The 14,613-nt window shown below is 71.8% G+C and carries 11 protein-coding genes; 3 read left to right on the top strand and 8 right to left on the bottom strand.

What is annotated here, in order from left to right; translation table 11 throughout:
• Window positions 1-26 precede the first annotated feature (26 nt).
• On the bottom strand, window positions 27-596 hold the full coding sequence (locus tag ABT232_RS33770) for a TetR/AcrR family transcriptional regulator (protein ID WP_351847364.1): 570 nt from the start codon (window positions 594-596) through the stop codon (window positions 27-29).
• A 286-nt stretch (window positions 597-882) separates the two neighbouring features.
• Here ABT232_RS33770 and ABT232_RS33765 point away from each other — a divergent pair, with 286 nt between their 5' ends.
• Together ABT232_RS33765 and ABT232_RS33760 are read left to right on the top strand one after the other, a co-directional pair.
• Window positions 883-2,601 (top strand): PHP domain-containing protein, encoded by a 1,719-nt coding sequence (locus tag ABT232_RS33765; protein ID WP_351847362.1) that lies wholly within the window; start codon window positions 883-885, stop codon window positions 2,599-2,601.
• Window positions 2,598-3,101, top strand: coding sequence for a hypothetical protein (locus ABT232_RS33760; protein WP_351847360.1), 504 nt, complete (start codon window positions 2,598-2,600; stop codon window positions 3,099-3,101). The genes ABT232_RS33765 and ABT232_RS33760 overlap by 4 nt, the downstream gene beginning before the upstream one ends.
• Before the next feature lie 101 nt (window positions 3,102-3,202).
• Here the strand turns inward: ABT232_RS33760 and ABT232_RS33755 are convergent, their stop codons facing one another.
• The 7 genes from ABT232_RS33755 to ABT232_RS33725 all read right to left on the bottom strand — a co-directional run bounded on the left by ABT232_RS33755 (window position 3,203) and on the right by ABT232_RS33725 (window position 13,061).
• Window positions 3,203-6,076: a glycoside hydrolase family 2 TIM barrel-domain containing protein gene (locus ABT232_RS33755; RefSeq protein WP_351847357.1), complete on the bottom strand. Its 2,874-nt coding sequence runs from the start codon at window positions 6,074-6,076 to the stop codon at window positions 3,203-3,205.
• Window positions 6,077-6,088: 12 nt separating this feature from the next.
• Window positions 6,089-6,925: a carbohydrate ABC transporter permease gene (locus ABT232_RS33750; RefSeq protein WP_351847355.1), complete on the bottom strand. Its 837-nt coding sequence runs from the start codon at window positions 6,923-6,925 to the stop codon at window positions 6,089-6,091.
• A complete protein-coding gene (locus ABT232_RS33745) occupies window positions 6,922-7,887 on the bottom strand; it encodes a carbohydrate ABC transporter permease (RefSeq protein WP_351847354.1) in 966 nt (321 codons plus the stop codon). Before ABT232_RS33745 ends, ABT232_RS33750 begins: the two co-directional genes overlap by 4 nt.
• A gap of 20 nt (window positions 7,888-7,907) precedes the next feature.
• Complete coding sequence (locus tag ABT232_RS33740; RefSeq protein WP_351847352.1) at window positions 7,908-9,173, bottom strand: ABC transporter substrate-binding protein; 1,266 nt, start codon at window positions 9,171-9,173, stop codon at window positions 7,908-7,910.
• Between the two features lie 391 nt (window positions 9,174-9,564).
• Window positions 9,565-10,812: an ROK family transcriptional regulator gene (locus tag ABT232_RS33735; RefSeq protein ID WP_351847349.1), complete on the bottom strand. Its 1,248-nt coding sequence runs from the start codon at window positions 10,810-10,812 to the stop codon at window positions 9,565-9,567.
• Window positions 10,813-10,948: 136 nt separating this feature from the next.
• Complete coding sequence (locus ABT232_RS33730) at window positions 10,949-12,208, bottom strand: FAD-binding protein (protein ID WP_351847346.1); 1,260 nt, start codon at window positions 12,206-12,208, stop codon at window positions 10,949-10,951.
• A gap of 328 nt (window positions 12,209-12,536) precedes the next feature.
• Window positions 12,537-13,061 carry a TetR/AcrR family transcriptional regulator gene (locus ABT232_RS33725; protein WP_351847343.1) on the bottom strand — a complete coding sequence of 175 codons (525 nt, stop codon included), beginning with the start codon at window positions 13,059-13,061 and terminating at the stop codon, window positions 12,537-12,539.
• Window positions 13,062-13,194: 133 nt separating this feature from the next.
• On the opposite strand from ABT232_RS33725, the gene ABT232_RS33720 reads away from it, so the two are divergent.
• On the top strand, window positions 13,195-14,526 hold the full coding sequence (locus ABT232_RS33720; RefSeq protein ID WP_351847340.1) for a radical SAM protein: 1,332 nt from the start codon (window positions 13,195-13,197) through the stop codon (window positions 14,524-14,526).
• Window positions 14,527-14,613 lie beyond the last annotated feature (87 nt).

Genomic DNA, 14,613 nt, shown 5'->3' with positions numbered 1-14,613 from the left:
GCCCGCCGCCACCGTCGTGCGGTCGCTCAGCCGCGGGGCCAGTGGGTCAGCGCGGTGTGCAGGGCGTCCACGGCCCGGTCCCAGGAATGCTGTACGTCGCGGGGGGCGCCGAAGCCGCCGCCGGACTCCAGGACACAGTAGCCGTGGAAGGTCGCGCGCAGCAGGCGGACGGCGTCGGTGAGGTCGGGTTCGTCGAGGCCGTAGCCGCGCAGCAGGCCGTAGGTGAGCTCGGCGGTGCGGCGCAGGGCGGAGGAGTCGGCGAGGGCGGAGCGGTCGACGCGTGCCTGGGTGGCCGCGTAGCGGCCCGGGTGCTCCAGCGCGTAGGCCCGGTAGGCCCCCGCGAACGCGGTCAGCGCCTCCTTCCCGGAGCGCCCGGCGACGGCCGCCGCGATGCGGTCGATCAGCTCCTCGCCGGCCAGGAGGGCCATCCGGGTGCGCAGGTCCTGGAGGTTCTTGACGTGCGAGTACAGACTCGCGTCCTTCACACCGAACCGCCGCGCCAGCCCGGAGAGGGTCACGTTCTCGAACCCGGCCTCGTCGGCGAGTTCCACGGCGGCCGCGACGAGACGGTCCGCGGTGAGACCGGCGCGGGGCATGGGATGGCCTTCCTGACTCCGACCTGGGGTGTGCGGGAACGAGCCTAGTCGAGCACGGCGGGCCGGGGAGCCGGGGCGGAGCGCCGGCCAGGGCCTTCGCCGAACGCGTCTCCGCACAAAGGCGGTTGGGAAAGCTGTGGACGGCGGGACGATCGGCCGTGTCCGGGACGTGTGCCGCTCACCCCCGAGTCGTTCAACATTCATCTTCCGCATCGATTCTCCTCACGCGGCGCAGCAGCGCCCGAGAAGGCGGCCGCAGCAGGCAGCGGCATCGAGGAGGCACACCATGGGCCACGCCCACCCCCACGGTCACGGGCATCACCACCACCACCACGACCATGACCATGACCACGAGCACCCGCACACGGCCCTGCCCGCCGCCTTCGACACCTCCGTCCCCGACCAGGCGCTGAGCCCCGAACAGCGCTCCCGCCGCTCGCTGCTGCGCCGCGCCGGACTGCTCGGCGCGGGCCTCGCCGCCGCGAGCGTCCTCACCCCGCAGGCCCCCGCCCACGCCGCGTCCGGCACGCGCGGCAGCGGCGGCCGGACCGGTGGCTTCCTGTGGCTCGCGGGCGACCACCACATCCACACCCAGTACAGCAGCGACGGCAAGTACCGCGTCGTCGACCAGGTCCGCCAGGGCGCCCGGCACGGCATGGACTGGCTCGTCATCACCGATCACGGCAGCGCCACCCACGCCAGGATCGGCGTGGAGAAGGTCAACCCCGACATCAAGGAGGCCCGCGCCGCCCACGAGGACACCCTCGTCTTCCAGGGCCTGGAGTGGAACATCCCGGCCGCCGAGCACGGCACCGTCTTCGTGCACCCCGGCCGGAACGAGGTCGCCGTCCTCAAGCAGTTCGAGACCGACTACGACGGCAGCGTCAAGGGTGCCTCCGACTCGACGCCCGCCAACGAGGCCCTCGCCGTCGCCGGTCTCGCCTTCCTCGGCGAGCAGGTCCGCCGCCGCAAGGTCAAGGACGCGCTGATGCTCGCCAACCACCCCGCGCGGCGCGGCGTCGACTCCCCGCACGAGATCCGCGCCTGGCGCGACGCCACCCCGGCCGAGCACCGGATCGCCGTCGGCTTCGAAGGCGCCCCCGGCCACCAGGCCGCCGGACTGCCGGCCCCGCTCGGCATGGCCCGCGCCCGCGGCATCTACGACAACAGCCCCGGCGCCAACTCCTTCGCCGGCTACCCGCCGGAGAGCTACCGCACCTGGGGCGGCTTCGACTGGATGACCGCCACGGTCGGCGGCCTGTGGGACAGCCTGCTCGCCGAGGGCAAGCCCTGGTGGATCACCGCCAACTCCGACTCCCACCAGGTCTACGGCGACACCGCCGCCCGCGGCGGCGGCGACTTCAACGCCAACGGCCGCTACGACGACCCCGTCTACGCCGGCGGCATCGACCTCACCCAGGGCGACTACTGGCCCGGCCAGTACAGCCGCACCCACGTCGGCGCCGACGGCTTCTCCTACGCCGCCGTCATGGACGGCATCCGCGCCGGCCGCATCTGGGTCGACCACGGTCAGCTGATCAGCGGCCTCGACGCCCGGGTCGCGGGCGGCGGGCGCTGGGCCACGCTCGGCGGCGCCCTGCACGTCAAGAAGGGCACGCGCGTCACGCTGACCGTCGACGTGGCCCTGGCCGGCGGCCCCAACTGGGCGGGCTTCACGCCCTCGCTGGCCCGGGTCGACGTCATCCAGGGTGACGTGACCGGGGAGGTGAAGGACAAGGACACCTTCACCGCACCGACCGCCAAGGTCGTGAAGTCGTACGAGGTCGACAAGTCGACCGGCACCGTCCGGCTCTCCTACGACCTCGGCCAGGTCGACCGCCCGGTCTACGTCCGCCTGCGCGGCACCGACGGCAACCGCTCCGCCGTGGGCGCGATGGGCGCGGCCGTCGACCCGGCGGGCCCGGCCCTCGACGTCGTCGGCGACGCCGACCCGTGGCGCGACCTGTGGTTCTACTCCAACCCGATCTGGGTCCTGCCGTCGTGACCACGCCGTACGTCCTCACCGTGGACGCGGGCCTGAAGGACCTGCGCGCGGCCGACCGTCTGCTGCTGGCACTGGCCGCCGAACTCGCCCTGCCCGAGGACACGTTCGGCTGCACCCATCTGCTGCGGGACGGCCGGCCGCGCGTGGCCCTCTCCTTCACCACGTCCGAGGCGGGCTGCCGGGACCTGCTGGCCGCGCGGGGCCACCGGGTGACGGACGGCGTGCCCGACGCGGTGGGCCGCGCCGTGCTCTATCCGGGCGTCGCGCGCCTCACCGGCACGCTGACGGTCGCGGAGCTGCTGTCCCGCAGCGCCGTCGACCGGGTGACGGTGCTCGGCGCGGCGGGAGACCCGGCACCGGACACGCCGCTGATGACCCGCGACCACGTACGGCCGCACTGGCGGGACGGCGAGCTGGTGCTGACCGCCATGCCGGCGGCCGGCGGCCGGCTCGTCCCGTTCGAGGTGCCGGAGCCCACCCCCTGCTGCGCCGACCACTGAGTTCCCGCGGGCTCCTCCGCCCCGGCGGTGTCCGGGACGGAGGAGCATCAGGGCGGAAGGGGGCGTTGGGGCGGAAGGGCGGGGGCGAGGAAGAGCCGGTCTCAGGCCTGCGATGCGGCCGAGAACACGAACGAGAACTCCGCCGGCTCGGCCCGCAGGTGGTACCGGGGCAGGGGACCCGGGCCGCAGGACTGCGAGCCGATCCCCATGTGGCCGTGGTCGAGGTTCACCCACACGCTGTCGCCGGCGACGAGGTCGGTCAGGTGCTCGGCGGCGTCCAGCTGTTCGGTCGTCCAGCGCCGGGCGCCGAGCGAGAACACCGGGTCGCCCTCGACGCGCAGCCCGCCCAGCTCCGCCCAGCGGACATCGGGTCGGGCGCCGTTCTCCTGCGGACGGACGTACGGCGTCTGCATACCGTCGACCGTGGACTGCCAACGGCCGACCATCGACGCCGCCTTGGTGTCCGGGTAGCCCTCACCGGGACCGCCGCCGAACCAGGTGACCTCGTCGGCGGCGGCCAGCGCGAACCGGATGCCGAGCCGGGGCAGCGGGACGGACCAGTCGCCCTCGGGGGTCACCGAGACGGTGAGCTTCAGCCGGCTGCCGTCGGACGTCCAGCGGTACACCGTGGCCAGGCCGAGGTCGTAGGCGGCGGGCGCCACCCGGGTACGCACCGTCAGCGCCGCGCCGGACGCCTCCACCCCGTCGAGACGGTGCCGCATCCGGTGCAGGCCGAGCCCCCGCCACAGCCGGCCGTAGCGCGGGTCCGGCTGCCAGGACGCCCCGTTGTCGTTGTCGGTGGGCGCCCGCCACACGTCCAGCCGCAGGCCGCTCACCTGGACCCCGCCGATCGTGCGCGGCGCGCCGGTGCGGGCGTCGAAGACGGCCGGGCCCAGCGTGATCAGCCCCTCCTCGTGGACCGGCGCCTCGGAGGCGACGAATCGCGGCACCGGGCGCGGCGACACCGGGACCTGGCCCCACGCCACCACGTGATCCCTCGGCGCCCACGCGGTGTCCCCGGCGAGCTGCGCCCGTACGGTCCACCGCGTCTCCGCACCGCCCGGCCGGTCCACGGGCGGCTCGGGCAGCTTCACCTCCGCCGACTCGCCCGGCGCGAGCGACGGCACGGACAGCGGGCCCGACCCGACCGTCTCTCCGTCGACCTGGAACGACCAGGTGAAGGCGAGCCCGGACAGGTCCCTGAAGTCGTACCGGTTGGTCACCCGTACGGTGCCGTCCGCGCCGTCGCCCTCGATGCGGACCGGCTCGATCACCTTCTTGTACTCGACCAGGCCCGGCGACGGCGTCCGGTCGGGGAAGAGCAGTCCGTCGCAGACGAAGTTGCCGTCGTGCAGCTCCTCGCCGAAGTCACCGCCGTAGGCGTAGCCGAGCCGCGGGTGCCTCAGCCCGTGGTCGATCCACTCCCAGACGAAACCGCCCTGGAGCCGGTCGTACGACTCGAACAGCCGCTGGTACTCGGCGAGTCCACCGGGGCCGTTGCCCATGGCGTGCGCGTACTCGCACAGGATGAACGGCAGCGCGCGGCGCTTGAGCGGGCCGCCGTCCAGGCCGCGGCCGATCCTCTCGACCTCGTCGTGGAAGGCGTACATGCGCGAGTACACGTCGGTGTCACGGCAGTCGGGGTCGCCCTCGTAGTGCAGCAGCCGTGAGCCGTCCCGGCCGCGGATCCACTCCGCCATGGCGGTGAGCCCGCGTCCGGTGCCGGCCTCGTTGCCGAGCGACCAGACGATCACCGACGGGTGGTTCTTGTCCCGCTCCACCATGCGGGCCGCGCGGTCCAGCAGGGCCGGGGTCCAGCGGTCGTCGTCGACCGGGTTGTCCCGCCAGGACTGCTCGACGAAACCGTGCGTCTCCAGGTCGCACTCGTCGATCACCCACAGCCCGTACTCGTCGCACAGGTCGAGGAAGGCGGGGTGCGGCGGGTAGTGCGCGGTGCGCACGGCGTTGATGTTGTGCCGCTTCATCAGCAGCACGTCCTCGCGCATGGTCTCCGGGTCGAGCGCGCGTCCCCGCTCGGGATGCCACTCGTGGCGGTTGACGCCCTTGAGGAGCAGCGGGACGCCGTTGACCTTGATCAGGCCGTCCTCGACCGCGACGCTCCGGAAGCCGATCCGCAGCGGCACCCGCTCGCCCGCCGTGGCCAGCACCCCGTCGTACAGCCGGGGCGTCTCCGCCGTCCACGGCTCGACGGCGACCGTCACCGGCTCGCCGGCCGCGATGTCGACGCCCAGCTCCGGGACGGTGATGCGGCCGGGGATCTCGGAGTCGACGCGCAGGGTGCCCTCGCCGCTCAGGTGGTCGTAGGAGGCGTGCACGAAGAAGTCGCCGGCCGCGCCCGCCGGGCGGTGCAGCAGGGTGACGTCCCGGAAGATGCCCGGCAGCCACCACTGGTCCTGGTCCTCCAGGTAGGAGCCGGCCGACCACTGGTGGACACGGACCGCCAGTACATTGTCGACCGTCTTCAGCAGACGGCCGACCGCGAACTCGTGCGGCAGCCGCGAGCCCTTGAACTCGCCCAGTTCCGTGCCGTTCAGCCAGACGCGGGCGCAGGACTCCACGCCGTCGAAGCGCAGCACCGCGTCGCCGTCGGCGGGCCAGTCGGCCGGCAGGTCGAAGAGGCGCAGATGGTCGCCGGTGGGATTCTCGGTCGGGACGTGCGGAGGGTCGACCGGGAAGGGGTAGAGGTGGTTGGTGTAGATCGGTGCGCCGTGGCCCTCCAGGACCCAGTGGCCCGGGACCGTGACCTCCGCCCAGCCCCCGGCGTCGTACCCGGGCTCGGCGAACGCCTCGTCCTCGGCGTCCGCCGTCGCGGACAACCGGAACCGCCAACGGCCGTTCAGCGAAAGCGACTTCGCGTCGCCGGTCGTGTACCGGGCGCGTGGCGGGAGGCTGCCGCGACCGGGGGAGACGTCCTCGACGTAGGCGACGGGGGAGGGGGAGGTGCGGAAAGACATCGGTCTCCTAGCTCAGCCCTTGATGCCGGTCTGCGCGACGCCCTGGACCAGCCAGCGCTGGAGGAACAGGAACACGAACACCAGGGGCAGGATGGAAATGGCGGTGGCCATGAAGATCAGATGGAAGTTGACGGTCTGATTGGTCATGTACGAGGAGAGCGCGACCTGGACCGTCCACGCCTCCTGGTCCTGGCCGATGACCAGCGGCCACAGGAAGGCGTTCCAGCCGCTGATGAAGGTGATGGTCGCGATGGCCGCGAAGAAGTTCAGCGAGTTCGGTACGACGATCCGCCAGTACGCGCCCCAGTAGCCGAGCCCGTCCACGCGCGCCGCCTCCTCCAACTCCCTGGGGAACCCCAGGAAGTACTGCCGGAACAGGAAGCAGGTGAAACCGCTGAAGAGGCCCGGCACGACCAGACCGCGCAGGCTCGACACCCAGCCGAGGGACGACACCAGCACGAAGCTGGGCACGAAGGTGACGGCGGTCGGCACCATGAGCGTCACCAGCACCGCGTAGAAGATCCTGTCGGCGTGGCGGTACGGGATGCGGGCCAGGCCGTAGCCGGCGAGCGAGCAGACCAGCAGGGTGCCGACCGTATGCAGTACGCCGACGACCGTCGAGTTCCACAGCGACTGCGCGAACGGCACCGTCGGATCGTCGAACAGCTCGCCGAGGTTGCCCCACTGGATGTCGGTCGGGAAGAACTTCCAGTTCTCGCCGGTGATCTCCGCGTCCGTGGACAGCGCGTTGCGGACGATCAGATAGAAGGGGACCAGGAAGAGGAAGGCGGCGAGGCCGGTCGCCGCGTACAGGCCGGCGGAACCGGCCGAGCGGGAGCGCTTGGTCACTTCGACTCCTCCCCGCGTCCGAAGCCCATGATCCGGCCCTGGAGCAGGGTGACGACGCAGATCAGCAGGGTGAGGACCATCGCGCCCGCGCTGCCGGCGCCGTAGTCCTGGTTCTCGCCGAGGGCGGTGTAGTACAGCTCCACCAGCGGGGGCCGGCCCCAGGTGGTCTTGCTGAGCAGATTGAAGAACTCGTCGAAGGCCTGGTAGGCGGCGACCAGCAGCAGCAGGATCACGGCCGTCGAGGTGGCGCGCAGTTGCGGCAGGGTGACGAACCGGAAGGTCTGCCAGCCCGGCCTGGCGCCGTCGATCGCGGCCGCCTCGTACAGCTCCCGTGGGATGTTCTGGAGCGCCGCCAGGAAAAGGATCATGTAGAAGCCCGCCTGGAGCCACAGCCGCACGGTCAGGATGACCAGCCAGTACCACGGCGGATCGGGGTTGGCCAGCCAGGCGATGTCGTCGACGCCGAACCAGCCGAGCACGGTGTTCATCAGCCCGAAGCGGACGCCGCTGAAGATGGACATCTTCCAGATCAGCGAGGCGGCGACGAAGCTGACGGCCGTCGGCAGGAAGAACACCGAGCGGAAGAACGCCTGGCAGAAGCGGATCCGGTGCACCAGCAGCGCCAGGCCCAGCGAGAGCGCCCAGGTGATGGGTACGACGATGGCGGCGAAGACGGTGAAGGTGACGAGGGAGTCGGTGAACTTCTCGTTCGTCAGCATGTACGTGTAGTTGTCGAAGCCGACGAACGTGCTCGGTGTGACGGTGTAGCGGGCCTCGAAGAAGGAGAGGTAGGCGCTCCAGCCGATCGGGATGTAGACGAAGATCGCCAGCCCGATCAGGAACGGGCCGGTGAACAGCCAGAAGGCGAGGGTCCGGCCGCGGACCCCGCGCCGTGTCGGCAGCGCGGGCGCCTCGGCGGTGGCGGGGCTCCCGGTCGTTCCGGGCGTGGTGGTGGTCGACATGTCGTGGTCCGCCCGCCGGCCTATCCGAAGAGCTTCTTCAGCTCGCGGTTCACGGTCTTGTCGGCCTTGTCGAGAGCGGCCTCCGGGCTGCCGCCCTTGCGCACGGAGTCGGCGACGACGCCCTCCAGGGCGACGATCATGGCTTGCGTCCAGGCCGGGTTGTCGAAGTGCCCGAACTCGTTGAACAGCCGCACGCCCTCCGCGGCCAGACCGGACTTCAGCTTGTCGGCGGACTCGGCGAGCGAGGTGCGCGGCGGGATGTGGAAGCCGTAGGACAGCGCCCAGTCCTCCTGGTGCTCCTTCTGGTCGATCCACAGCCACTTCACGTACTCCTTCGCCGCGTCGACGTGGGCCGACTTGGCGTTGACGAACATCGACCAGCCGCCGTTGACCACGGCCGGCTTGCCGCCGTCGGCCGAGGACGGGAACGGGATGATGCCGACGTCGTCGCCGAGCGCCTTCTGGATCACCGGCATCGCCCACATGCCGCACCACTGCATCGCGACCAGCCCCTGGGTGAGCGCCGACGGGTCCCACCAGTCGGCGGGCGCGTCCAGCAGCAGATGGCCGTCCGCGAACATGGTGCGCAGCTTGCCGAGACCGGCCGCGACCGCGTCCGTGTGGTAGGCGATCTGGTTCTTGTCGTCGAGCGTGTCGGCGCCGGCGGACCAGATCAGCGGGTTCATCACCGGAACGACGGAGTTGCCGAGGAAGACGCCCTTGACCTTGTCGGTGGTCAGTTTCGCGGCCGCCTCGACCAGCTCGTCCAGGGTGGCCGGCGGCTCGACGCCCGCGTCCTCCAGCATCGACTTGCGGTAGTAGAAGAACTGCGGGTCGTCGATCATGCGGACGCCCCATATCTTCCCGTCGATGGTGTGCGAGGCGATGTCGGCCTGGTTGAAGTCGTCCTTGACCGGGTTCACGAGATCGGTCAGGTCGGCCACCTGGCCGCTGCGCACCAGCTGGATCTGCGGGTGGAACTCGAAGACGTCCGGTGCGTTGTCGGTGAGCAGCGCGGAGAACAGCTTGCTCTCGAAGTTCGACCCGGTGATCCACTGCGTGCTGACGTTCGCCTTGCCGTAGGCCTTCGCGTAGCGCTTGATCGCCTGTTCGGTGCCGGCCTCGCCGTACGCGTGGAAGTACTGCGTCAGGTTCGTCCCCGACCCCGAGCCGCCGCCGCGGCCGGTGTTGCCGCCGCACGCGGCCAGCCCGCCGGCGGCGGCGAGGCCCATGGCGGCCCGCAGTACGGATCGGCGGTCCCGGGGGGTGTTGCTGAATGCCGGCATGGTGACGTCCTTGTCTCTGAGTGCGGCTGCGGCTCGGATGTCTCAAACGGCCTTGCGGTGCCGGACGTTAACCTTCGGCTAAGGCTTCGGCAAGGGGTTGGACGAAGCCTGTTCGAAGCGTTGCGCGGGGTTCGGGATTCCGGACGGGTGGGGGTGGCGGCGGGGCCCGGCGGAGCGGTGCTCGGGGGGCGGGAGTGGCGGTGCGGCGCCGTGGGCGGGGGAGTGTCGGCCGGGCCTTGGGGAGCGGTGGCGTGGTGGTCCGCCGGCCCGCTGGAAACGCACGCCGACGGGCGGCCGGGGGCCGCGACGGTCCCTGGTCCCTGGTCCCTGGCCCCTGGTACAGGGTCCCGGGAAGCGGTCCGCCGACGGGTGGCGCGGGCCCCTTACGCGGTCACGCGGGCGGTGCGATACGGCTCCGCGCAGGGGTCGCGCGCCGGGCGACTGCCCGCTGCCCGGCCGATTGCAGCGCGCCCTCCAGCGCGAACGTCGCCGCGCCCAGGCAGACCGGGTCGGTGGGGATGGGGGAGAGGACGATCTCGGTGGCGGCCAGCGGTCGCCGCAGCGCGTGCCGGGCGACGGCCTCGCGCACCTCGGCGAGCAGCGGCTCACCGAGCGTGGCCGCGACCCAGCTGCTGAGCACGACCACTTCGGGGTTGAGCAGGTTCACCAGGTCGGCGATACCGGCGCCGAGATAGCGGGCGGTGTCCCGGACCACCTTCACGGCCACCGGGTCGTCCGCGGCGACGCCCCGCGCCAGCGCGTCGATGGTGGCGGTCTGGTCCTCCGGGTGCAGCAAGGTGCTGCCGGGGCTCAGCTCCCGCAGGTTCAGCATGATGCCGGGCGCGCCGACATACGTCTCCACGCAGCCGTGGTTGCCGCAGTGGCACAGCCGCCCGTCCAGCACGAGCGTGGTGTGCCCCCACTCGCCGGCACTGTTGCTGACACCCCGGTGCAGGCCACCGCCCAGTACCAGACCGGCGCCCACACCGGTGCCGAGATTGACCACCACGGTGTCCCCGCGCCCACGCGCCGCCCCGAACCACAGCTCGGCGACCGCGCAGGCGCGCAGCGGATTGTCCAGATGGAGGGGGTAGGCGATGTGCTCGCTGAGCAGATCGAGCAGCGGTACGTCGTGCCAGTCCCAGTTGGGCGCGTACTCCGCGACACCGGTGCCGCGGTCCACCTGCCCCGGCACGCTCACCCCGACGCCCAGCACCCGGGCGCCCTCCACCCCGGCCTGCGCGACCACCGAGCCCACGGCCGCGGCGACATGGCCGACCACCTGCTCGGGGCGGCTCTCGCCGGGGCGCATGTCCTCCTCGGCGCGGGCCAGCACGTTCAGCGCCAGGTCGAACAGCTCCACATGGACGTACGTCTCCGCGATGTCCACGCCGATCAACGCGCCCCCCGACGCGTTGACGGCGACCAGGCCCCGGGGGCGGCCGCCCGCCGAGTCCTCGAACCCGACCTCGGTGATCATGCCGAGGTCGAGCAGTTCACCGACGAGGGTGGCGACCGTGGCGAGGCTCAGCCCGGTGGCGGACGCCAACTCCTGCCGGGAGGTGGGGGATTCGGCGATGATCTGGCGCAGCACCTCGTAGCGGTTCGCGGTGCGGATGTCACGTGATGTGCGCTTCACCGGGTGTGCCCCCGTCCTTTCGGCTGCTGCGGCCGGGCACGGGGCACCGGCGCGCGGCCAGGCTATGGCGAGCGGGGGACTTTCGACAAGGGGTTCGGAAAGGGGGTGGAGGAAGTGCTGGGCGAGTGCGCCGCCGTCAGTCGCCGAGAACGTTCCGCACGAAGGCGTTGGCGAACTTGCCCTCCGCGTCCAGCTGCCCGGCGAGCCTACGGAAGTCGCCCAGCCGCGGATACCGCTCCCGCACCACCTCCGGCGGCACGGTGAAGACCTTGCCCCAGTGCGGCCGGGCCCCGAACCCGTCCAGCGCCCGCTCCACCTGCCCGACCGCCGGGAGGACGGCCGCGGTGTCCGCGATCCAGGTGAAGTGCAGGGCCACCGAGTCCTGGCCGTAGGAGGGGCTCAGCCACTGCTCGTCGGCGGCGACGGTACGGATCTCACAGGTCTGCAGTACGGGGGCGACGGCATCCCGGATCCCGTCGATCGCATACAGCGCATCGACCGCCGACGACCGCGGCAGCAGATACTCCGACTGCAACTCCTCGCCGCTGCTCGGCGTGAACTGCGCCCGGAAGTGCGGCAGCCGCTCGTGCCACGGCCCCGGCACCCCGAACTGCTCCGTGCAGTTCACGGCCGGCATCCCCGGCACCGGATGCATCGCCTCGGTCGCGGGCGCGGCCCAGGAGAACGCGGCGAGCGGCTGGTCGGCGCGCCGCTTGACCCACACCTGCCGAAAACCCGGCGCACGCCAGTCGGTGAACAGGCTGACGCTGTACGCCGCCCCCATCACCGCCTCGAACGCGTCGAGGTCCAGCCCGGTGAGCGGCAGCTCGGTGAACACCCGCTGCTCCACCTCGAACGCCGGCTCCAGATCGAGAGTCAGCGCGGTGACCACGCCGAGCGCTCCCAGCGCGGTCACCGCGCCGCCGAACCGCTCCTCGCCGCGGCGTATCCGCATGCTCGTCCCGTCGGCGACGACCAGCTCCACCTCGCGCACCGCGGTGGACAGCGGCCCGTTCCCGACGCCGGAGCCGTGCGTGCCGGTCGCCACCGAACCGGCCACCGAGATGTGCGGCAGCGAGGCCATGTTGGGCAGCGCCAGTCCGTGCCGGTGCACCACCCGCGCCAGCTCCGCGTACCGGACGCCGCCGGAGACCCGTACCGTACGGGCCGCGGTGTCGACCTCGATCGTGGGCGGCAGATCGGCCAGCGACAGCAGCACCCCGTCGGGGCCCGGCTCGGCGATCTCGTTGAACGAGTGCCCGCTGCCGAGCACCCGCACCCGCGTACTGTCCGCGACCAGCGCGCGCAGCGCGTCGAGCGAGCGCGGGCGGTGGAGTTCCTTGGCGGCGTACGTGATGTTGCCCGCCCAGTTGGTCACGGCAGCGGTGTCGGTCATGCGGCGGCCCTCCCCGGTGTCACGGAACGAGGCAGTGTAACGGTCCGATAGGAAACGCTTGCTGCACGACTGTGACGGCCGGTCCGGTGACCCGGTCGGTCCGTCGTCCCGGTTCGGCCCGGCGTCCCGGTGCGTGCGGTGACCCGGTCGGTCCGGTACCCCCGGCCGTCTTGCTGCTCCGGCCGGCCTACTGCCTCGCCGCCCCGTACACCCAGCCGACCACTCGCCCCCGGCCGGCCCCCTGCCCCGAGCCACCCCGCGCCCCGTAGACCCGCGCCCCCAGACCCGCACCCCACGTGCCCGCGCCCCGCAAGCCCACCCCGCAGGATCACCCCGCCCTCAGCCCCGCCACCACCAGGTCGACCAAGCGGCGCAGGCGGCGGCGCAGGGTGTCGGGGCCGCCCTCCGAGCGGCCGATGCCCGCCGCCGCGGCGAGCAGGGTGGAGGCCGTCTCCAGCGGCTCGGGGGTGTCGGCGAGCAGCTGGGCCAGGAGGTAGACCAACTGGTCGTCCGCCGGACTCAGGCCCATCGCCTGCGCCTGGGCGACCAGCTCCTCCCGGTAGCGGGCCTCCGCGAGCCCGGCCGCCGCGTCCAGCCGCACCGCCAGCACCCCGTACACCCGGTCCGCGAGCGTCCCCTCGGCGTCGCGGGCCCGCCGCGCGGACCGCACGAGCTGGTCGGTGACCTGCTCGGCGACCGCCGCGAACACATCCTGCTTGTTGCGGAAGTACTGGTAGAGCGCCGGGCGCGAGACCCCCGCTGCCTGGGCCACCAGGTCCATCGTCGTCTGCCGGAAACCGTGCCGGCCGAACACGTCGACGGCCGCCGACACGATCTCGTCCCGCTTGCTCATTCTGACGACTCTGACGAAAACTGTCAGAAACGTCAAGGTCGCGGAGGACCCGGCTGCACACCCGCGCATGCATGGGGCATACCGTGAGGAGTCGAACGCCGCACAAGGAAACGGCGCAGGGAGGAGACACAGGATGGGCAGCCGCACCGGGCTCGTCGAGGATCTGATGGAGCGCTTCCCGCACGTGCCGCGGGAAGCGGTCTTCAAGGAGGACCTGCTGCGCGGAGGTGTGGCCTTCGACCCGTCCGCGCTCAGCGACAACGAGGGCGGCGAGGTCAAGCCGAAGTCGTACTTCATCTTCTCCTTCGACCACGGCACCCTCCCCGAGCTGGGCGAGGCCGCACTGCGCCGCCCGCCGGAGGAGATCATCCTCACCGGCGGCCCGTACGACCTGCGCCGCACGGTCGTCTCGGTGCGGGTGAACCCCGCCTCGCCGTACCGGGTCGCCGCCGACGAGGAAGGCGTGCTCGGCCTCTACCTCGACGGCAAGCGGATCGCCGACGTCGGCGTCCCGCCGATGCCCGAGTACTACCGGCACAAGCTCTCCAACGGGAAGTCCGTGATGGAGGTGGCCCCGACCATCCAGTGGGGCTACCTGATCTACCTCACCGTCTTCCGGGTCTGCCAGTACTTCGGCGCCAAGGAGGAGTGCCAGTACTGCGACATCAACCACAACTGGCGCCAGCACAAGGCCGCCGGCCGCCCCTACACCGGCGTGAAGGACGTCGAAGAGGTCCTCGAAGCCCTGGAGATCATCGACCGGTACGACACCCAGAAGGCCTCCACCGCCTACACCCTCACCGGCGGCGCCATCACCAAGACCGTCTCCGGCCGCGACGAGGCCGACTTCTACGGCCACTACGCCAAGGCCATCGAGGAGCGCTTCCCCGGCCGCTGGATCGGCAAGGTCGTCGCCCAGGCGCTGCCCAAGGCCGACGTCCAGCGCTTCAAGGACTACGGCGTGCAGATCTACCACCCCAACTACGAGGTGTGGGACGAGTACCTGTTCAAGATGTACTGCCCCGGCAAGGAGCGCTACGTCGGCCGCGACGAGTGGCACAAGCGCATCCTCGACTCGGCGGAGATCTTCGGCGCCCGCAACGTCATCCCGAACTTCGTGGCCGGCGTGGAGATGGCCGAGCCCTTCGGCTTCACCACCGTCGACGAGGCCATCGCCTCCACCACCGAGGGCCTGCGCTTCTTCATGTCGCAGGGCATCACCCCGCGCTTCACCACCTGGTGCCCCGAGCCGACGACCCCGCTCGGCAAGGCCAACCCGCAGGGCGCGCCGCTGGAGTACCACATCCGGCTGCTGGAGGCCTACCGCGCCACCATGGAGGAGTTCGGCCTGACCTCCCCGCCCGGCTACGGCCCGCCCGGCCCCGGCCGCGCCGTCTTCTCCGTCAGCTCCTTCATGGACAGCCTGCCCGCCGAGGAGAAGGCCGCCGCCGCGACCACCGTCTGAGAAGGGCGCTTGTCAGTTGTGGGGGAGCCGTGAAAGGGTCGTCCCCGCCCCCGAGGTTCCCCACAACTCCCCCCTCTCCTGTGGCGA

Source organism: Streptomyces sp. NPDC001532 (genome assembly GCF_040298625.1).
Taxonomy (GTDB): domain Bacteria; phylum Actinomycetota; class Actinomycetes; order Streptomycetales; family Streptomycetaceae; genus Streptomyces.
Note: the sequence above shows the minus strand (reverse complement) of the source record. Positions and strands in the feature narration are given on the sequence as shown.